The organism is Streptomyces sp. NPDC001156, assembly GCF_053598275.1.
Genome location: NZ_JBSFJX010000158.1, coordinates 1 through 18,506 on the forward strand (window position 1 = coordinate 1; position 18,506 = coordinate 18,506).

Annotated in this window: 14 protein-coding genes and 2 pseudogenes; 3 read left to right on the forward strand and 13 right to left on the reverse strand. The window is 71.7% G+C overall.

The window, feature by feature from the left end; translation table 11 throughout:
* Positions 1–457: 457 nt before the first annotated feature.
* The 8 genes from ACWDA7_RS39330 to ACWDA7_RS39365 form a co-directional block, all read right to left on the reverse strand.
* On the reverse strand, positions 458–1,273 hold the full coding sequence (locus ACWDA7_RS39330; RefSeq protein ID WP_450611116.1) for an MIP/aquaporin family protein: 816 nt from the start codon (positions 1,271–1,273) through the stop codon (positions 458–460).
* Between the two features lie 92 nt (positions 1,274–1,365).
* Positions 1,366–2,226, reverse strand: a complete 861-nt coding sequence (locus ACWDA7_RS39335) for a patatin-like phospholipase family protein (protein ID WP_450611118.1) — start codon at positions 2,224–2,226, stop codon at positions 1,366–1,368.
* Positions 2,226–3,218 (reverse strand): alpha/beta hydrolase, encoded by a 993-nt coding sequence (locus tag ACWDA7_RS39340; protein ID WP_450611120.1) that lies wholly within the window; start codon positions 3,216–3,218, stop codon positions 2,226–2,228. Before ACWDA7_RS39340 ends, ACWDA7_RS39335 begins: the two co-directional genes overlap by 1 nt.
* A gap of 36 nt (positions 3,219–3,254) precedes the next feature.
* Positions 3,255–3,980: a histidine phosphatase family protein gene (locus tag ACWDA7_RS39345; protein WP_450611122.1), complete on the reverse strand. Its 726-nt coding sequence runs from the start codon at positions 3,978–3,980 to the stop codon at positions 3,255–3,257.
* A 75-nt stretch (positions 3,981–4,055) separates the two neighbouring features.
* Positions 4,056–4,472 carry an OsmC family protein gene (locus ACWDA7_RS39350; protein WP_450611124.1) on the reverse strand — a complete coding sequence of 139 codons (417 nt, stop codon included), beginning with the start codon at positions 4,470–4,472 and terminating at the stop codon, positions 4,056–4,058.
* Between the two features lies 1 nt (position 4,473).
* Positions 4,474–4,896: a universal stress protein gene (locus ACWDA7_RS39355; RefSeq protein ID WP_450611125.1), complete on the reverse strand. Its 423-nt coding sequence runs from the start codon at positions 4,894–4,896 to the stop codon at positions 4,474–4,476.
* Positions 4,897–4,928: 32 nt separating this feature from the next.
* On the reverse strand, positions 4,929–6,185 hold the full coding sequence (locus ACWDA7_RS39360) for a YbfB/YjiJ family MFS transporter (RefSeq protein ID WP_450611127.1): 1,257 nt from the start codon (positions 6,183–6,185) through the stop codon (positions 4,929–4,931).
* A gap of 189 nt (positions 6,186–6,374) precedes the next feature.
* Positions 6,375–7,175, reverse strand: coding sequence for an aquaporin (locus ACWDA7_RS39365; protein ID WP_450611129.1), 801 nt, complete (start codon positions 7,173–7,175; stop codon positions 6,375–6,377).
* A 479-nt stretch (positions 7,176–7,654) separates the two neighbouring features.
* Between ACWDA7_RS39365 and tal the strand changes: the two genes are divergently transcribed.
* Both tal and ACWDA7_RS39375 read left to right on the forward strand, forming a co-directional pair.
* Positions 7,655–8,776, forward strand: a complete 1,122-nt coding sequence (gene tal / locus ACWDA7_RS39370) for a transaldolase (RefSeq protein ID WP_450611131.1) — start codon at positions 7,655–7,657, stop codon at positions 8,774–8,776.
* Positions 8,777–8,921: 145 nt separating this feature from the next.
* Complete coding sequence (locus tag ACWDA7_RS39375; RefSeq protein WP_450611133.1) at positions 8,922–10,787, forward strand: BTAD domain-containing putative transcriptional regulator; 1,866 nt, start codon at positions 8,922–8,924, stop codon at positions 10,785–10,787.
* Positions 10,788–10,965: 178 nt separating this feature from the next.
* Here the strand turns inward: ACWDA7_RS39375 and ACWDA7_RS39380 are convergent, their stop codons facing one another.
* Complete coding sequence (locus tag ACWDA7_RS39380) at positions 10,966–11,934, reverse strand: pirin family protein (protein ID WP_450611135.1); 969 nt, start codon at positions 11,932–11,934, stop codon at positions 10,966–10,968.
* A gap of 713 nt (positions 11,935–12,647) precedes the next feature.
* On the opposite strand from ACWDA7_RS39380, the gene ACWDA7_RS39385 reads away from it, so the two are divergent.
* A complete protein-coding gene (locus ACWDA7_RS39385; protein WP_450611137.1) occupies positions 12,648–13,679 on the forward strand; it encodes a serine hydrolase domain-containing protein in 1,032 nt (343 codons plus the stop codon).
* A gap of 23 nt (positions 13,680–13,702) precedes the next feature.
* On the opposite strand, the pseudogene ACWDA7_RS39390 reads toward ACWDA7_RS39385, so the two are convergent.
* From ACWDA7_RS39390 to ACWDA7_RS39405, 4 genes and pseudogenes are all read right to left on the reverse strand, one after another.
* A pseudogene (locus ACWDA7_RS39390) lies at positions 13,703–14,131 on the reverse strand (hypothetical protein); the annotation flags it as partial.
* Between the two features lie 112 nt (positions 14,132–14,243).
* Entirely contained in the window at positions 14,244–15,785 is a 1,542-nt protein-coding gene (locus tag ACWDA7_RS39395; RefSeq protein WP_450611139.1) for a PP2C family protein-serine/threonine phosphatase, read from the reverse strand.
* A gap of 1,025 nt (positions 15,786–16,810) precedes the next feature.
* Complete coding sequence (locus tag ACWDA7_RS39400) at positions 16,811–17,779, reverse strand: pirin family protein (protein ID WP_450611141.1); 969 nt, start codon at positions 17,777–17,779, stop codon at positions 16,811–16,813.
* A 552-nt stretch (positions 17,780–18,331) separates the two neighbouring features.
* Positions 18,332–18,506 (reverse strand): annotated as a pseudogene (locus ACWDA7_RS39405) (IS200/IS605 family accessory protein TnpB-related protein); the annotation flags it as partial.

An 18,506-nucleotide genomic window follows, 5' to 3' on the forward strand; every position in this document is an offset into this window, starting at 1 on the left:
CGCGGGAGACCAGTGCATCCACCACCGTTCGGGATGCGCCAGTTGACCAGGACTGGGTACAAGACTCACTCCTGCTCACTGACTAGGAACGGTTGGCGGCCAGTTCACTGATACCGGTGCGGCCGTGTCGAGGTCGTCCGCACTCACGTCCCACCGGGTGAGCAGGTCGGTGGTCCAGCAGCGGGCGACGCTCACGCTGGCAGGTTCGGCGGGCAGGGCCACCACAGCCGTCCGAGCGGCACCTGTCACAGGCGGCGTCATCCGGCGTGGGGCGTCCACGGCCCACGCGGTCTGGTGAGCTGCAGGGTGGGGACGTGGACGGGACGGCGACCTCCGAGGGGGCCTGTGCCGGCGGAGAATCCGCCGGCACATGGTGGACAACCGGGTGCGCCCGCGTGGTCATGGCCGTGCTCCCGGACCTGTCTTGCACGCTTTCGGCCCCCCGTGCGGTTGCGCGTCATCGGGCTCGGGTACGCAGGGCGTCGTCACTCCCGCACAGCCGGTAGGTGCACGGTGCGGGGGTGCCCAGGCGGCGCTGGAACAGGCAGTGGGCCGCGGCCCCGAGCGACGCGCCGATCAGCGGGGCCGCCAGGTACACCCACAGCAGCTGGGTGCCACCGGACAGCAGTGCAGGACCCAACTGGCGTGCAGGGTTCGCCGAGCCTCCGCTCAGTTGCCCCAGCACGGTGATGATCAGGGCCGTCGCCGTGCCGACGGCGTAGGGCAGCCAGCGGCTGATGGCGGGGTGGGCCAGGAAGAACCCCACCATCACGACCACGAGGGCGAGGCAGCCGGCCTCCGCGACCACCAGTGCGGCCACATTCCACGCCGGGCTGGGGTGCACGGCGGCATAGCGCAGCGAGGGCCGGGAGACCACCGACCCCCAACACAACCGCCCCAGCGCGGTGCCCGCCACCGAGCCCGCCAGCTGCGCGGCGGCGTAGACGGGCACATAGCGCCCGGGGAAGGCACCCATCAGCCACAGCGCGAGGCTGATCGCGGGGTTCATGTGGGCGCCGGAGCAGCGCCCCAGCGGGGAGATGATCAGCACCACGAGGACGATGCCGACCACCACCCCCACGACGGCTGTCGCCGCCCGGGTGCTGTTCACGGCGAGCGGCGAGTCCGGTGACGTCAGCCAGCGGGCGGCAGTGACCACGCAGTACAGCAGGACGGATGTCAGCACGAACTCCCGGGCCGCGTCGGCAAGCCCGTACAGCGGGCGGCGGTCCGAAAAGGCGGCAGCGGAGCCGGTGGCTGCTTCCCGGAGCACCTTTCGACGGTACGTCGCAGGGCGGCCGCACGGGCAGGGAGAGGACCGGCCGACCGGCCGACCGTCGGCGGTCGGCAGGTCATGGCGTGCGGCTATCGGGCGGTGGCGGCGGGCCAGATCTTTCGCACAGTGCTGGTCAGGGCCTGTCCCTGCCGCCGGCCTGCGTGGGCGGATGCGGGCCGGCGGGCGGGGTCCAGCGGATTGGGTCCCATCGCCTCCAGCGCGGCGTCGTCGGGCGCGAGGACCAGGACCTGGCTGTGTGCGCGCAGCAGTGGCACCTCGCCGGCCAGTCCCTGAGATGCGGGGTTGAGGCCGGGGCCGGTGTCGGGCGCGAGGACGACCACCACGTCGTGGCCCAAGGCGAGGTCGGCGTTGGTTGCGGAGCGGACGCTGCCGTCGACGTAGCGGCGTCCGGCGACGGTGGCGGGCGGCCATATGCCGGGCACGGCGCAGCTGGCCGCCACGGCGGATGCCAGCGGGACGCCCGATGTACGGTCCCACACGGCAAGAGCGCCCGTGTGTGCGTCCACCGCCGTGATGAGCAGCCGGCGCCCGGGCCAGGTGTCAGCGGGCAGTCGGGCCTGGATGGTCCGCATCCGCTCGGCCTCCGAGACGGTCGGCGCCGCAAGGGCCATGGCACCGATCCGGGCCCTGATCTCCCGCTCGTCGCGGGCGCCCTCTATCAGCCGGGTGAAGGCGGCCGCCGTGCCCTGCGGGTCGAAGTCCGCCTCCACCTCCCGCGAGGTGCCCACGGGCTCCAGTTGGGTGGCGAGGAGGTGGTGAAGGCCGATGCCGCTGGTGGCCTGGACCGCCACGACCGATCCGGCCGACGTGCCGACCACCAGGTCGGCGCCCGTAAGGTCCACCCCCGCCTCCTGCAGCGCCTGGAGCACTCCCAGCTCCCAGGCGATCCCCGTCACGCCGCCCCCGCCGAGCACCAGGGCCGTGGACATCAGCGGCCCCCCGTCTCGGGACGGGGCGCGGCCAGAGCCTGACGCAGCGCCTGTCCGGCCTGGCTGATCGCTGCCTGGGTGAGGGGAGAGGCCGCCAGCGCGTCCTGCGAGGTGAAGGAATGGATCGCCCCCAGGTAGCGGACCGCGACCACGGGGACCCCTGCCTGCGTGAGCTTGCGGGCGTAGGCCTCGCCCTCGTCGCGCAGCACGTCCGCCTCGGCCGTGATCACCAGGGCCGGCGGCAGCCCGGCCAGCTCGGCTGTGGTGGCCCGCAGTGGTGCGGCGGTCGGTTCGGTGCGCACCGAGCCATCGGGCGCGTAGTGGTCCCAAAACCACCGCATCTGCGCGCGGGTGAGGAAGAAGCCGTCCGCGAACTGCTCGTAGGACGGGGTGTCGAAGCCGGCGTCCAGCGCCGGGTAGAACAGCACCTGTTGCAGCAGGCGGGGGCCGCCTCGGCGTTTGGCCAGCAGGGCGGCGGCGGTGGCCAGGTTGCCGCCCGCGCTGTCCCCGGCGACCGCCAGCCGGGATCCGTCCAGGCCCAGCTGCTGCCCGTGCTCGGCGATCCAGGCGGTGGCCGCGTAGACCTCTTCGAGCGCGACGGGATAGCGGGCCTCCGGTGAGCGGGTGTACTCCACGAACACCACGGCCGCGCCGCCGGCGTGGGCCAGGTCGCGGGTGGTGCGGTCGTAGGAGAAGCGGTCGCCCAGCACCCAGCCGCCGCCGTGGACATACATCACCGCCGGCAGCACGCCCGAGGAGCCTTTTGGCCGCACGATCCGCACCAGTACCGTGCCGCGGGGCCCGATGGGCAGGTGCTGCTCGTGGAGGTGGACGGGCTTGAGCACCGCCTGGGCGGCGCGCTGGCCCGCCAGGGCGGCGGCCCGGGCCGTGGGGGGCGACTGGCTTTCCAGCGGCGGCGCATCGGCCGCGGCCAGCTGCGCCAGGAAACGCGTGGCATGCGGATCCAGGTGTACGGGCGGGTGGGTGTCCAACGATTCCTCCAGGAAAAAAAGGGGGGCGGCGGGGTATCAGGGACGATGCCGTGGGGCGTCGGTGGCGTGATGCTGCGGCGGCGCTGCCGTGGGCGGGAGGCGCTCTGCCGGCGGCACCGTGGTGTCGGCGGTGGCTGCCGGGAGGCAGGCGAGCAGACGGTCGTCGAAGGACGGGCTGAAGTTCCAGCCCAGCAGGCTGGGCCGCCCGTCGTAGTGAGCCAGGCGGCCGAGGGAGGCAGTGCGCAGTGCCAGGTGTGCCCCGGCCGCGGCGGGAAGGCCGAGCCAGCGGGCGGTCATCAGCCGGATGAGGTTGCCGTGCGAGACGAGGACGACGGGTCGGCCGCCAGCCGTGAGGCGGCTGGCGCAGTCGAGCACACAGTCCGCCCGGGCGGTCACCTCCGGCAGGCATTCGCCCGTGCACGCCGTCGTGTGCAGGGCGGCATCCCAGATGTCGTGGTGGCACGGCCCGCTCCCGCAGCGCTCGTCCACGGTGTGCCCGTCGGGCAGCTGGTAGCTCCACTCCCGCAGGTCGGGGTTGATGTCCACGCTCAGGCCCGCCAGCTGTGCGGTGCGGCGGGCCCGCAGCGCCGGACTGCACAGCACATGGGCGTCCTGGTAGGCCTGAAGATGAGGCCGGAGCAAGCCGGCCTCGCGCTTGCCCGCGGCGGTCAGGTCGGGATCGTCCTGCCCGGTGTAGTAGCGGCGGGAGCGGTTCCAGGCCGTCTCCGCGTGCCGGACGAGGATGATCTGCTGCTGGGGCATCTGCCACCGTGCCTTTCTCGCGGCCTCGGCTCTGCCGGCCCAGGAGGGCCGGCAGAGCCGAGGCCGCCTTGCTTGCTAGGTGCCGGCCGCGTCCGCGATGACCGGCTGCTCGACCTGCACCGTGGTGAGGGGCGGCGGGGCGCTCAGCAGTCGGTGGACGGGACAGCGTTCGGCCACGCCCATGAGCCTGCGCCGCTGGTCGTCGTCCAGGTCTGCGTCCAGGAAGATCTCCCGGACGATGGCCGGCTTGCCGCTCTGCTCCAGCCGCAACCGGACCTGCACGTCGCGCAGTGTCCAGGCGTGGCGGTCGGCGTACATCCTCATGGTCATCGAGGTGCAGGCGCCCAGAGCGGCGAGCAGCACCTCGATCGGGTTGGGCCCCGTGTCGTTGCCGGCGGGGGCGGGTTCGTCGGCGATTAGACGGTGGGGCCCGACCGTGATGAGGCGGGCCAGGCCTTGGTGCTCGATGACGTGCACTGTGCGGTGGGTCATCTCAGTCCTGCCCGGGAGCCAGGAGCACGGCGGTGCGGCTGTTGTGGGCGATCGCGATGCTGACGCTGGGGGAGAACCAGGCGGCGAGACGACTGCGGTGGTGGGGGCTGACGACGATCAGGTCGGCGTCGAAGCCCTCGGCGGCCTCCTGCACGGCTTGCGCCACATCGGACACCAGCCCGTCCAGCAGTTCGCCGTCGGCCTGGATGCCGGCCTGCCGCAGGGTTGTTACGGCCGAGTCCAGGACCCGGTGGGCGGCTGCGTCGTCCTCCAGGCCGACGACGGTGTCATACACCACCTCGGAGGTGTCGATGTGCAGCACACGGACCTGCGCGCCGGTCAGGAAGGCCAGTTCGGCGGTGGTGCGGATCGCGCTGTGCGCGGCCGGGCTGCCGTCGACGGCGACCAGGATGCGGTGAAACATGGGGGTCTTGCTCCTTGAAAAGGGGGGTGGGGTCAGCGCTGGACGGCGCTCGGGGCGGGGGCGGCCGCGGGCGCCTCCTGGTGGTGGTGCTCTCCGGTCCGCTCGCGCTGGATGAGGGCGACGGCGGCGGAGACGGCGAGGAGCACGACGGACAGCCACAGGCCCTTGGCGATGCCTCCGGAGGAGTCGGACAGCAGCCCGGACACCAGGGGGCCGACGGCCTGGCCGACGCTGAAGGCCACCGTCAGCAAGGCGATGCCCAAGGTCCAGGCGTGCGCGGGCAGCATCCGGCGGGCCAGCACGGTCACGGCGGTGGGCCCGGCCATGAACGTCCCGCCGAAGATGATCGCCGAGGCGATCGCGGCGCCCATCCCGTGCCACAGCAGCACGGGCAGCACACCGATCAGCACGACCGCCGAGACCAGCGCGGGGGCCATGCCGCCGCGCAGCCGGCCGATCACCCGGCCCCACACCAGCAGCGTCGCCGCCGCGGAGGCCACGCCCAGCACGATGAAGAAGGTGCCGGTGCCCCAGACCTTCATGCCCTGGCTGTGCAGCAGGGCGATGACGAAGGTCATGTAGGACACGTAGCCGGCGCCGAACAGCACGTACCAGACGAACAGGGGCGTCAGCGGCTTGAGGCCAGCGCGGCCGCCGTGGGCACCGCCGCCGGCGGCCTGCTCGGGTACCTGGCGTGCGGCCCAGGCGGCCGGTCCGATGGCGAGGAGGGCGAGCAGACCCATCAGCAGCCACCCGGCCTGCCAGCCGGACACGCCCCAGGCGGTGAGGGCCGCGGGCACGACCACACCGGAGAGCACCACGCCGATGCCGACGCCGGCCATGTACATCGCCACCAGGGAGGCCGAGCGGGCCTGTTGGCCGCCGCTGTGGACGCGGGAGGCGAGCGCCGAGCCGACCACGAAGGTCACCGCGGTGCTCAGGCCGCCGATGAACCGCAGGACGGTCAGGCCGGCGAAGTTGTCGGTCGCCCCGGAGGCGAGCAGGGCGAACGCACTGATGACGATGCCCCACACGAACGCTGCCCGGGAGCCGAAGCGGCGCGACCACCAGGCGGCGGTGGCGGCTCCGATGATGTAGCCCAGCGCGTTGGCGGTGTTCATCCCGCCGGCCGCCGCATAACTCCAGTGCAGCTTCTCGCGCATGGCCGGCAGCAGCAGCGCATAGGCGAACCGGGTGAAGCCCAGCGCCACCACCGGGCCGGCTGCCAAGGCCAGCGCAACCAGGAACTCCGGCCGCTGCTTGGCGGCCAGAGACGGTGAGGCGGTCATCGCACACGCTCCCAGGCAGTCGAGTTGATCATCACAGGGCCTTTCTCGAACGATCCGGATGTCAGGATCACGGCGCTTGATCAGCGCCTTCACGGGCCTTCAACCCGTGCCGTGCGGGCTGCCATGTCCGGCCTGCGGGCCGTACTGCCCACGGATCGGGCCATCGCCCAGCCCGCGCGCGGCAGGCGGTCACGGCGCGGCCGAACCCGTCACGGCGGCAACGCCGCCACCCGGGGCCGGTGGCGGCGAGGTGGGCAGCGCAGGCGCGTGCGGCAGGCGCCTGCGCACCAGGCCGAAGAGTCCGCCGCCCACCAGCGGGGCGATCAGGTACACCCACAGCCACGCCAGGTCGTGGGAGAACAGCTCCGGCCCGAACTGCCGGGCCGGGTTGAAACTTCCGCCCCACCCTCGGCCGACCAGCAGGATCAGCGCGGCGATCACCGACCCGGCGACCGCCGGCAGCCAGGAGGCCAGGCGGGGCCGGGCCGCCACGAAGGTCACCGCGGCGAGCATCACGGCGGTCGCCGCGGCCTCGGAGGCGAACACCGCTCCCCAGGGGATGTGGCCGGATGCCCGGATGACGGCGTAACCGATGGCGGGATGGGCCGTCTGCGCGCCCCACACCAGCCGGCCCACCGCCACCCCCGTGACCGAACCGGCCAGTTGGGCCGCGGCGTAGGCCGCCGCATCCCGCCCCGGCAGGGCACCCATCAGCCAAAACGCCAGCGAGACGGCCGGGTTCATGTGGCCGCCCGAACGCCGCCCGAACGGCGAGACGATCAGCAGGCCGACGGTGGTCCCGCTGACCACGGCGTCCGCGAGCAGCCGGCCCTCCTGCGAAGGAAGTACGGGTGCCAGGACACCCTCGGCACCGAACAGATGCCTGAACAGGGTGACCATCACCAGCAGCAGGATCGCGGTCGCGGCGAACTCGCTCAGCCACGCACGCCAGTTGTGCCGGCCCAGGCCGCGCCGGCTCGGTGTTCCCACAGCATCCTCCTGATCACCGCGTGATCACACGCGTACCGACGGGACACCCGGCCCGTGGCACGTGCCCACCCTCCGGCTGTCCGCGCGTCCCGTTCACGGCCATGGGCGGCCCGCTTTGACGAGGGCACCGGGCCGCCCGGGGCGGGCGGTTGTGCGAGTCAACCCGCGCCCCGGCCGGCGCCGTGCCCGCGAGCACGGCCACATGACCCACGGATCAGGCCACGGCCGGCCGGTGCAGGACGCTGTTGCTCCCGCCTCCTGGTGCCGGCGGTGTGGCAGCGGCCGGCCCCAGGACGAGTCCGCCCCGGGGCGAAGACGGGCTCCTCACACTGGCGCGGCGCCTTGCACCGCTCTTGCACGGCCGGCGCTCACCCCCTGGGCCTTGCGCAGTGCAATCCGGCTGCAACGCCGCCCTCCAGGCTCACCGCACACCCCAAGGGGCCTGCGGCACGCCGGCCCCGGAAAGAAAGAGCGACCCCATGACCGACCCCAAGACGGACCCTCTCGCCCACCTCACCGCGCACGATGTCGCCGTGTGGCTGGACGATCTCGACCGGCGCGACCTGGAGTCGGGCGAACTGTCCTCACTCATCCACGCCGGGAAAATCACCGGCATCACCAGCAACCCCACGATCTTCCAAGCGGCCATCGGCGACGGCACCGGCCCCTACCGCGGGCAACTGGAGGAACTGCGGCGCCAAGGCGCGGACGTGGACCAGGCGCTGCAAGCCCTGACGACCCACGACGTACGGCAGGCCTGCGACCTGCTGCGTCCCACCTACGAGGCCTCCGACGGCATCGAGGGCTATGTGTCCGTGGAAGTCTCCCCGCTGGTGGCCCACGACACTGCCGCCACGCTCACCGAGGCACGCCGGCTGCGCCAGCTCGTCGACCGGCCCAACGTCCTGATCAAAGTGCCGGCCACAGTGGAAGGGGTACGCGCCCTGAGCCTGCTGCTCGCCGAAGGGATCAGCGTCAACATGACGCTGCTGTTCAGCCTGCGCCGCTACCGCGAGGTCATCCACGCCTTCTTCGACGGACTGGAGTACGCCCAGGCTCAGGGACGCCCCCTTGCCCCGATCGCCTCGGTCGCTTCCTTCTTCGTCTCCCGCGTCGACACCGCCGTCGACGCCCGTCTGGCCCAACAACGCGGGCCCACCCAGGCCGCCCTGCAGGGACGGGTCGCACTCGCCAACGCCCGCATGGCCTACCACCTGTACGAAAAGGCGTTCTCCACCCGGCGCTGGCAGCGCCTGCACGCCGCGGGCGCCCGCCCGCAGCGGCCCCTGTGGGCCTCCATGGCCACCAAGAACCCCCACTACGGCGACACCCGCTATGTGACCGGGCTGCTCGCACCGGGGACCATCACCACCATGCCCCGCCGCACGCTCGACGCGGTCGCAGACCACGCCGCCTTTCTGCCCCGGGGGGTGCGCGGCACCTACCGGGACTCCGCCCAGGTTCTGCGCCGGCTCCAGGCCGCCGGCATCGCCTACGACGAGGTCATGGCTGCCCTGGAGAAGGACGGACTGGAGCGCTTCGCTGACTCCTTCACGGCCCTGCGCGCCGTGGTGCACAGCGCGCTGCAGAGCCGGCCCTAAAACGCCGCCCACCAGCAGGGCGTGCGGCGGGGGGGAGGGGGCCGAAACCGAGGGATTGCCGTCCCGACAACCGCTGGCGGGCAGGCGCGCGGTGCGGCGAGTCTGGACGCGTCGTTGCCCCGCGCCACGAAAGAGCACCACCTGCATGCCGCCCTGCACGACCGCACTCATCCTGGGAGAGCCCGTCCGCCTGCGGCTCATCGGGCCCCTGGAGTTGATGGGGGCACAGCCCGACAACCCGCCCGGTCTCCCCAGGGGACGCGCGGAACTGCTGTTCGCGTTGCTGGCCGCCCACCGCAACCGGATCGTCGGCAAGGACACCATCATCGAAACGCTCTGGCCCCACCACGCCCCACCCACCGCCGCGCAGACGGTCGCCTCCCTCGTCAGCCGGCTGCGCAAAGTGGTCGGCACCTGCCTGGAGCGCACAGGATCCGGATACCGGCTCAACACCACAGGCTGGCAGGTCGACGTGGACGAGGCGGCCCGCCTGACCCGGGCAGCCGAGCGGCACCTGCGCGCCGGCGAACCCGCGTTCGCGGACGTCGCCGCCCGACGGGCACTGGACCTGCTGACCGCAGGCCGCGCGGTCGAGGAGTTCCAGCCGGCCGGCTGGAGCGCAGACCTCGACCGGACGCTGGAGCAGCTGTTGCGCCGTGCCCGCGAAGCCGCCTGGCAGGCCGCGGAACACCTGCACGATCACCGGCAGGCCGCGCACCTGGCCGCGGCAGCCGCGCACGACGACCCCTACGACGAGCCGGCATGGCGCGCCCTGATGACGGCCCAGTACCGTCTCGGTTCGGCCGGCGCCGCGCTGCACACCTTCAGCCGACTGCGCCACACCCTGCGCACCGAGTTGGGAACCGACCCCGACCCGCGCACCGCGGCCCTGCACGGCGCCATCCTCCAGGGCCGACCGACCCCCACCCCCACCCCCGCGCACCCGCGGCCCGCAGCACCGGCCGACGCCCCCCACCAGCACCTGGCCGGCCGGGACGAAGAACTCGACCACCTGCAGGCACAGTGGCGGCAGGCACTCACCGGACACCCCACCACCGTCGTCCTGCGTGGCGGGGCCGGAGCCGGCACCTCCGCCCTGCTGTCCCAACTGCGCCGCCACGCCCAACACCACGGCGCCACCGTCCTTGCCGCACACTGCCCTGGGCCTGAACGCCTCTCGGCCACCCCCGCACTCGAGCAGGCCATCGAGGACTTCTGCCGCACCGCACGGCCCGAAGAGGTCACCCGCGCGGCCGACGGCATCGCACACCGACTGCAGGCCGCCATGCCGCACATCGACGCGCTCACCGGGCCGCCGGCGCACGCGCACCCCGACGCAGCCGCCGTTTTCCTGCGCAGACTGTCCACCGACCACCCCGTGCTGCTGGCCGTCGACGACGCCCACTACGCGGACGCACGCACCCTGGAAACCCTCCACCACCTGTCCCAGGACGATGCCGGCCACCGGATGATGGTGGTCCTCGGCACGCGGGAGGACGGCGCCGACCGCATCGCACGACACCTGCCCCATGCCACCCAGCTGCCCCTTGAACTGCTTACGCCCCACGCCGTCGCCGAGTTGGCCGCCCGCCACGACCTGCCGCACGCAGCCCACCGCGTCCACCAACTCACCGCCGGCCGCCCCGCCCTGGTCCTCGCGGCCCTCCAAGCCGCACACGCGGGCGCACCCCTGGACGAGCCGGACCACCTGCCCGACACACTGATCAACGCGGCCCTCGACCTGGTCCACCACGTCGGCGAGCCGCTCACGCACCTGCTGCGCACCGCGGCTCTCATCGGCCCCACCTTCCGTTTCGAGCAGCTGCTCAAGGTCACAGGCACCGACGGCTGGAAAGCAGCCCAGCAGGTCGAACAAGCCCTCCGCGCCGGCCTCCTCACCGCCGACGGCGACGCTCTCACCTTCGCCGGCGAGCTGCTCCACATCGCCCTGTACCGGGCGGTGCCCGCCCCCTTGCGCGCCGGCCTGACCGCTTACATAGGCTCCCGATGACAACAGCAACACCCCCAGCGCTGCCCGCCGTTCCCTCACCCCAGTGGGCGCCGCCGCGCCCGCGACGAACGACGGCGCCCGCGCCGGCCCCGCGCAGCCGTGGACGCCATCGCCCACCCCCGCCGGGCGCGCGGGCGAGCCCACCGGCTCTGCGCCGTCGCCGACCCTGCCGCACCCTTTACGGCGTTCCCTCCAGGCGGGCTGCGGGAATGTGCCCCATCCTGCCCTGCAGATGGTCCTCGATGGCCTGCAAGATCTCCGCCTGGGTGTTCATCACGAACGGGCCGTAGCGGGCGATCGGCTCCCTCAGCGGTACACCGCCCAGCAGCAGCACCTCAAAGCGACCGGTGCGGCCGCGCTGATGGGCCCCCGCCTGAACGGTGAGGACATCCCCCGCACCGAACACCGCCAGTTGCCCCTCCCTGATGGGGCGCCTGTCCACGCCCACGCTTCCCGCTCCCTGCAGGACGTAGACCATCGCGCTGAACTGCGGATCCCACCCGGTCCGCAACCGCGCCTGGGGAAACAGGCTTGCGTGCGCGTACACGATCGGGGTGTAGGTCACGCCCGGTCCCTGGTGGCCGCCGAGACCGCCGGCGATCAGGCGTACGAGCGTCCCGCCGTCATCGGAGGTGAGCAGTCGGAGCTTGTCCGCCCGGATGTCCTGGTAGCGCGGTGGCGCCCACTTGTGGGTGCGGGGCAGGTTTACCCAGAGCTGGATGCCGTGGCTGAGGCCGCCCTGGGTCAGGACCTCTTCGCTGGGGACCTCGTCGTGCAGGATCCCCGATCCTGCGGTCATCCACTGGGTGTCCCCGTCCGATATCACGCCTCCGCCACCGTTGGAATCGTGGTGTACCACCGTGCCGTCGATGACGTAGGTGACCGTTTCGAACCCGCGGTGCGGGTGCCAGGGGGCGCCCTTGGCCTCATGCGGCTGGTAGACGGTCTCACCGATGTGGTCGAGCATCAAGAACGGGTCCGCGTCGGGCAAAGCGGCGCTCGGGAACGGGCGGCGCACCAGAAAGCCGGCCCCCTCCCGCTGCTGGGGTGCGGTGGCCACGTGGCGGACGGGGCGGTCGGTGGCGGTCGCGTCAGGGCGTGGGAGGCGGGGGAGGACCAGGAGATCCTCGACGGTCACGGCCGGCATGGCGGGTCCTTCGTATGTACGGTGCAGACGACGTCCAACGCGACGACGATCCGCTGGGAGGGGAGTGCTTGCGGATCTCTGCCCGGGAGAACCCGGCAGGCGCGCGGCGTTCAGGGGGTGTGGCCGAGGCCGGGCAGCGGCCGGGCGGTCGTCGATGCGTCCGCCCCGACCCATGGGGCCGGCCCTATCGGCCGGTAACGCCCGGGATGGTGTACCGCCGAATCTAGCTCGCGGACCCAGCACGGGCGCTACCCAAAGCGGCCACAGATGCCACATATCGGGCCCTCGTTGTGCTGCCCGGCCGACATGCGGGCCCGCGGGCGGCGGCTGCCCGGTCCGCCGCAAGAACCACCGTAAAGAGGCGCTCACCTGTTGGGGGGAGACGCAACCTCGGCCACGCGGCTGAGGCGACCACGGCACCCGCCATCGAGGCTGGATGGTGTGCCGCTTCCCCGTTGGCGGCGCCCGCCATCCGGGCGGGAGACCGGGTGATCAGCCGGTCTCCCGCCCAGCTCCGGGAGCGGCGGCGCGTCAGAACCGTAACTCGGATCACCCCTGTACGCGAGAGGCTTTCGATGCGCCTTCCCTTGCTCGTCGCCGCCACCATATTGTCCGGTGCCCTGGCGGTACCTGCGGTGGCTCCCGCCTTCGCCGTATCAGCCCCTCCTGCAGCCGCTTCCACGCGCACGGCCCCAGCTCACCGGCCCGGCGCCGTGGACCACGCCGCATGGCAAAAGGCCCTGGACGAGATCGTCGCTGCGGGCGTGCCCGGTGTCATCGCCGAGGCGCACGACGCCCACGGTACATGGACCGGCGCGAGCGGCCGGGCCGACCTGCATCACCACCAACTCCCGCCCACCGACGGCCGATTCCGCGCCGGAAGCGTGACCAAAACTTTCGTCGCCACCACGGTGTTGCAGCTGGTAGCAGAGCACAAAGTGCGCCTGGACGCACCCATTGAGCGCTACCTCCCGCACCTGGTGCCAGGCGGGCAGAACATCACCATCCGGGAACTGCTCAGCCACCGCAGTGGGCTGTACGACTACAGCGACTCCCTGTGGCCTGGTGGCCTTTCAGAGCTCTACAAGACGCGTTTTCGCCCCTGGTCGCCCCAGGACCTGCTCGCCGAAGCCTTCCGGCATACCCCCTACTTCGCCCCGGGAAGCGCCGGGCATTACTCCAACACCAACTACATCGTGCTCGGCATGCTGATCGAGAGGGTCACCGGCAAGAGCGCCGAGCAGGAGATCACCGGCCGGATCATCAAACCCCTCGGGCTGCACCACACGCGCTTTCCCGGCAGCTCGGTCCGCATCCCCGGTCCGCACGCACACGGCTACCTGCCCCTTAACGGTCCCGATTCCCCGCTCACCGACATCACCGAGGAGAGCATGTCATGGGCATCGACGGCTGGTTCACTCATCTCGACTACCCATGACCTCAACCGCTTCTTCAACGCGCTGATCGGCGGTCGGCTGCTGCCGCCACCCCTTCTGCACGCCATGCAGGACGCCCAGCCGCTGCAGGGTGGGCCCGGCTACGGACTCGGCCTCAGCCGCGTGACCGATCCCTCATACGGCACGGCCTACGGTCACACCGGCGGCACCCCCGGATACAGCACGTTCACCTACACCACAGCCGACAACACTCGCCAGGTCACCCTGTCCCTCAACACCCTGATCGACTCGGAGAAGATGAAGGTGGCGACGAACAACGCACTGAAGACGCTACTGCACCGTTCCTGAGGACTGAGCATGTGTTGCACAGGCTCAGTCGGGCGCTCCGAACGGTGTTGGGCGTCCTGGTCCCCCGCGTTCGCGCCGCATCCGGTCCCAGTGGATCGTGTCCGTGGTCCGGGGATGCGGGGGCGGGTTTCCTCACGCCCTGGGGTGCCGTGTGCGGCCTGGGCGGTCCGATGCTGCTGTCCATCGCTCTGGTGGGCAGGAGGCGGTGCCGTCCGTCGCCGGATGCGGTGCCCCAGGGCGCGCCTGCCGATCGCGATGCTCGCCGCATCGTGACGGCTGGTCTTCCTGGTCGTGTGGGTGAGGGGTTTCTGCCAGTGCTGGGCGCCCCACCCGCTGGTGTAGGCCGGGTCCACGGCGATGATGGTGATGCCGAGTTCGGCCGCCATGCTGACGAGCCGGGCCCGCAGCTTGGATACCGGCATGCCGGAGATCACCTGCCGAAACCGCTTGCGGCTGGGGACAAGCACGGCGGTCCGGCGTCCGCGGGCCGAACCTGTGCCGGCAGCCCTGGCGAGGACCGGCCGGCAGTCGCCGGGAGAGAACCCCCTCCCCGCAGGGGAGCAGTCAACGGCGTTCCTCCGCGCCCAGAGGAATCTCGAACCAGACAGTCCTGCCGTCGGCATGGTCGCGTACTCCCCAGTGCTGTGCCCGATCGCCGACCATGCGCAATTCCCCGCTGCCGCAGCCACCTCGTGGTGCCCCGCGCAGGGTTCTGCGGGCGCTGAGCACCTCGACGAGCAGCACATCGGAGCGGTGCAGGCGGACACCGAGGGGGCAGCCGTCGCCGCAGGTGGCGGCGCTGACCAGCTCCTCGATCAAAGGCTCTGCCGTGTCCGCGAGCATCGGCAGGTCCCACTGCTCCAGCTGGCCACGGATGAGGTGGCGTGCGCGACGGGCCTCGGTGCTGTCGCATGAAAGATCCCATGAGGCGGTGCGGTGGTGGGGCAGGCCTCTGATCGCCATCGCCAGGAGGGTGATGTCGTCTTCGCCGCCGTGCGGGCGCAGATCGGTCAGGACGGCGTCGCACAACTGGTTCAGCGAGTGGCCGCCGCGGCCCAGTGCGGTGGCCAGGCGGTCCATTCCGACGTCGATGTCCTGAGCGTGGGTCTCTATCAGTCCGTCGGTGTACAGCACGAAGATGTCGCCCTCGGTCAGTTGCAGTTCGGCAGTGGCGTATTGCTGCCCGCCGATGCCCAGCGGCGGACCGGCGGGAATCTCGGGGAACTCCACGCTGCCGTCGGGGTGGAGGAGGGCCGGGGGTGGATGACCGGCCCGGGCGATGGTGCAGCGATGGGAGGCCGGGTCGTAGATGCCCTGCAGGCAGGTCGCGATGTCAGAGGGGTCATGGCCGTCAGCGGCCATGAGTGCGTCGACTCTGTTGAGCAGTTCGGCCGGTTCCCTGCCCTGACCGACTTCGGCCTGCATGAGCGTGCGTAGCCGGCCCATGGCTGCTGCGGCACGGATGTCGTGTCCGCTCGCGTCGCCGACGGTGAGCGCGACGCGCCCGTCCGGCAGGGCCGCGACGTCGAGCCAGTCGCCGCCGACCAGCGCCGAGCGGCTGGCGGGCAGGTAGCGGTGGGTGATCTCCAGCCCCGGATGGAGGGGGATTTCCCGCGGCAACAGGCTCATCTGCAGTTCCAGCGCGACGGCCCGTTCGCGGGCATAGCGACGGGCGTTGTCGAGCGCCAGCGCCGCGAAGGCGCCGATATGTGTTGCCATCTGCAGATCGGCCTGCGAGAAGGACGCGCGCCGCCGTCCGCGATAGAGGGTGACCAGCCCCAGGACCTGCCCCCGTGCGACGAGTGGGACGACCATCATCGAGTGGAGGCCGAACCTGCGGAGGTTTGCGTCACTGGGCCGCTTGGGGTGCGACCACGTGCCGACGTGGTCCAGCCTGGGCTCGCAGAGCGGGCAGGCGGCGGCTAGTTCCGGCAACACATCCCGCAGTGCGTGCAGGGGGCCCTGGTCGATGCCGTGTACGGCCGCTCGATGCCAAACCGACCGGTCTTCCAGCCCGGAGGTGGGCAGATCCTCGCCACGGAGTACCGGTTCCAGCAGGTCGGCCGTGCCGTAGTCGGCCACCGCCGGAACCAGGACCGCAGTCATCTCCTGGACCGTTCGGCACACATCCAGCATGGTCCCGATCGCACGACTGGCGGTGCCCAGCAGGTCGACCTGCTCACCGGCCCCGGCGGCTGCCCTGATGACGGCAGCCGCAGGCCTGAAACCTGGGGAGACTTCCCGGAGGGGGTCTTCGGAAGGAGGGAGACCTTGCATTCCTGACTCCGGATCGAAACGGCGGAAGGGGTAGCGGTGCGACGGGCGAATTACGCCTTCATCCCGTGACAACCGTTTCACCGACGTTCGCCATCGCTGCCCCCTGGCCGTAGTTCCCACGGATTCGGCCAGAGCGTGCTGCGTGCGGCGATGCCCTCTCGCCGTGTTCCTGGCGGTGGCGGCACTCGCGCGCTGAGACGACCGACGCATGAGGCCCTGTGACACGGAGTATCGGCGCGGTCGGCGTGGGGCCTCGGCCTCGATGGTCGCGCTTCGTTCGCGGTGCGCCGCGGGAAGAACGCGGCTTGACACGTTCGCGCCGTTCTTCGACGACCAGATCAGCGCCCAAGGACACACGAACGCTGACACGCCCGGACGACGGCACCCGCGCCGGGCCTTCAGCGCAAGGGATGCCGGTGACGGAATGCGCGGCATGCGGGGTGACGGCGTCGGTCGCGACAGTCGGTGGGTCGGTTGACCGCCGCGTATCCGGCGACGCTCGCGCCGGGGCTGGTTGTCCGTGCGAGAGGTGGGGGCTGCCCGAGCGTCTGGGTGGTCGTGGGGCAAGCCCTGTGGGCGGGGCAACCGGGCGGCGGCGCCGCAAGGGACTGCGTCGTGTGCGGATCGCGAAGATGACCAGCGTCTGGGTGGCGGGGGAGTCCACGAACCGGCCGGTGCGGAACTGCGCCGGTTCGTCGACCCCTGCGGGTGCGCCGGGATTCATCGGGCACGGGCGCGGGATGCCTGCGCCACCACAGCCGCGTTCCGACCGGTTCAGCGGGATCCGCTGGCTCCCCGTGAGCGTGCAAGTCGGCCGGCCCGACGGCCGTTGGCAGTCCTGGCCGGACCATCCTTCACGGCGTGCCGTCCAGGTGCGCTGCGGGAATGTGCCCCATCCTGCCCCGCTGGTAGTCCTCGATGGCCTGCAAGATCTCCGCCTGGGTGTTCATCACGAACGGGCCGTAGCGGGCGATCGGCTCCCTCAGCGGTACACCGCCCACCAGCAGCACCTCGAGGCGGCCGGTCCGGCCGTGCTGGTGTGGTCCCGCCTGAACGGTGAGGGCATCTCCCACGCCGAACACCGCGAGTTGCCCCTCCTCGACGGGACGCTTGTCGACGCCCACGGTCCCGGATCCTTGCAGCACGTAGACCATCGCGCTGAACTGCGGGTCCCACCCGGTCCGCAACTGTGCCTGGGGAAACAGGCTTGCGTGCGCGTACACGATCGGGGTGTAGGTCACGCCCGGTCCCTGGTGGCCGCCGAGACCGCCGGCGATCAGGCGTATGAGCGTCCCGCCGTCATCGGAGGTCAGCAGCCGCAGCCTGTCCGCCCGGACGTCCTGGTAGCGCGGTGGCGCCCACTTGTGGGTGCGGGGCAGGTTCACCCAGAGCTGGATGCCGTGGCTGAGGCCGCCCTTGGCAAGGACCTCTTCGCTGGGGACCTCGTCGTGCAGGATCCCCGATCCTGCGGTCATCCACTGCGTGTCCCCGTCCGATATCACGCCTCCGCCACCGTTGGAATCGTGGTGCACCACCGTGCCGTCGATGACGTAGGTGACCGTTTCGAACCCGCGGTGCGGGTGCCAGGGGGCGCCCTTGGCCTCATGCGGCTGATAGACGGTCTCACCGACGTGGTCGAGCATCAAGAACGGGTCCGCATCGGGCAAAGCGGCACTCGGGAACGGGCGGCGCACCAGAAAGCCGGCCCCCTCCCGCTGCTGGGGTGCGGTGACCACGTGGCGGACGGGGCGGTCGGTGGCGGTCGCGTCAGGGCGCGGGAGGCGGGGGAGGACCAGGAGATCCTCGACGGTCACGGCCGGCATAGCGGTCCTTCGTACGTACGGTGCAGACGACGTCCAAAGCGACGACGATCCGCTAGGAGGGGGGTACTTGCCTACCTCTGCCGAGGAGAGGCCCGGCAGGCGGGCGGCGTCTCAGGGGCGGCCGAGGTCGGGCAGTCGTCGATGCGTCCGCCCCGACCCACGGGGCCGACCCTATCGGCCGGTATCGCCCCGGAACGGTGTACCGCCGAATCTAGCTCGCGGACCCAGCACGGTCGCTACCCAAAGCGGTCACACCTGCCACACATCGGGACCTCGTGGTGCGGCCCGGCCGACGCCCCTGCCCACCAGTGACGGATACCCGGTCCGCCGCAAGAACCACCACCGCGGCGCGCTCACCTGTTAGGGGGAGACGCCACCTCGGCCACGCGGCTGAGGCGACCACGGCACCCGCCATCGAGGCTGGATGGTGCGCCGCTTCCCCGTTGGCGGCGTCCGCCGTCCGGGCGGGAGACCGGGTGATCAGCCGGTCTCCCGCCCGGCTCCGGGGGCGGGCGCGGCGACGCGTGTGAACCGTGGACCGGACAACCGTTCCTAGTCAGTGAGCAGGAGTGAGTCTTGTACCCAGTCCTGGTCAACTGGCGCATCCCGAACGGTGGTGGATGCACTGGTCGCCCGCGTTCGCGCCGCGTCCGGCGACACGGATCGTGTCCGTGGTCCGGGGATGCGGGGGCGGGTTTCCTCACGCCCTGGGGTGCCGTGTCCGGCC

Bases quoted from the DNA above. Each gene is read 5' to 3' on its own strand.
- ACWDA7_RS39355 (WP_450611125.1), bottom strand. From the start codon at position 4,896: ATGTTTCACCGCATCCTGGTCGCCGTCGACGGCAGCCCGGCCGCGCAC.
- ACWDA7_RS39360 (WP_450611127.1), bottom strand. From the start codon at position 6,185: ATGACCGCCTCACCGTCTCTGGCCGCCAAGCAGCGGCCGGAGTTCCTG.
- ACWDA7_RS39335 (WP_450611118.1), bottom strand. From the start codon at position 2,226: ATGTCCACGGCCCTGGTGCTCGGCGGGGGCGGCGTGACGGGGATCGCC.
- ACWDA7_RS39345 (WP_450611122.1), bottom strand. From the start codon at position 3,980: ATGCCCCAGCAGCAGATCATCCTCGTCCGGCACGCGGAGACGGCCTGG.
- ACWDA7_RS39375 (WP_450611133.1), top strand. From the start codon at position 8,922: ATGCCGCCCTGCACGACCGCACTCATCCTGGGAGAGCCCGTCCGCCTG.
- tal (WP_450611131.1), top strand. From the start codon at position 7,655: ATGACCGACCCCAAGACGGACCCTCTCGCCCACCTCACCGCGCACGAT.
- ACWDA7_RS39380 (WP_450611135.1), bottom strand. From the start codon at position 11,934: ATGCCGGCCGTGACCGTCGAGGATCTCCTGGTCCTCCCCCGCCTCCCA.
- ACWDA7_RS39395 (WP_450611139.1), bottom strand. From the start codon at position 15,785: ATGACTGCGGTCCTGGTTCCGGCGGTGGCCGACTACGGCACGGCCGAC.
- ACWDA7_RS39350 (WP_450611124.1), bottom strand. From the start codon at position 4,472: ATGACCCACCGCACAGTGCACGTCATCGAGCACCAAGGCCTGGCCCGC.
- ACWDA7_RS39400 (WP_450611141.1), bottom strand. From the start codon at position 17,779: ATGCCGGCCGTGACCGTCGAGGATCTCCTGGTCCTCCCCCGCCTCCCG.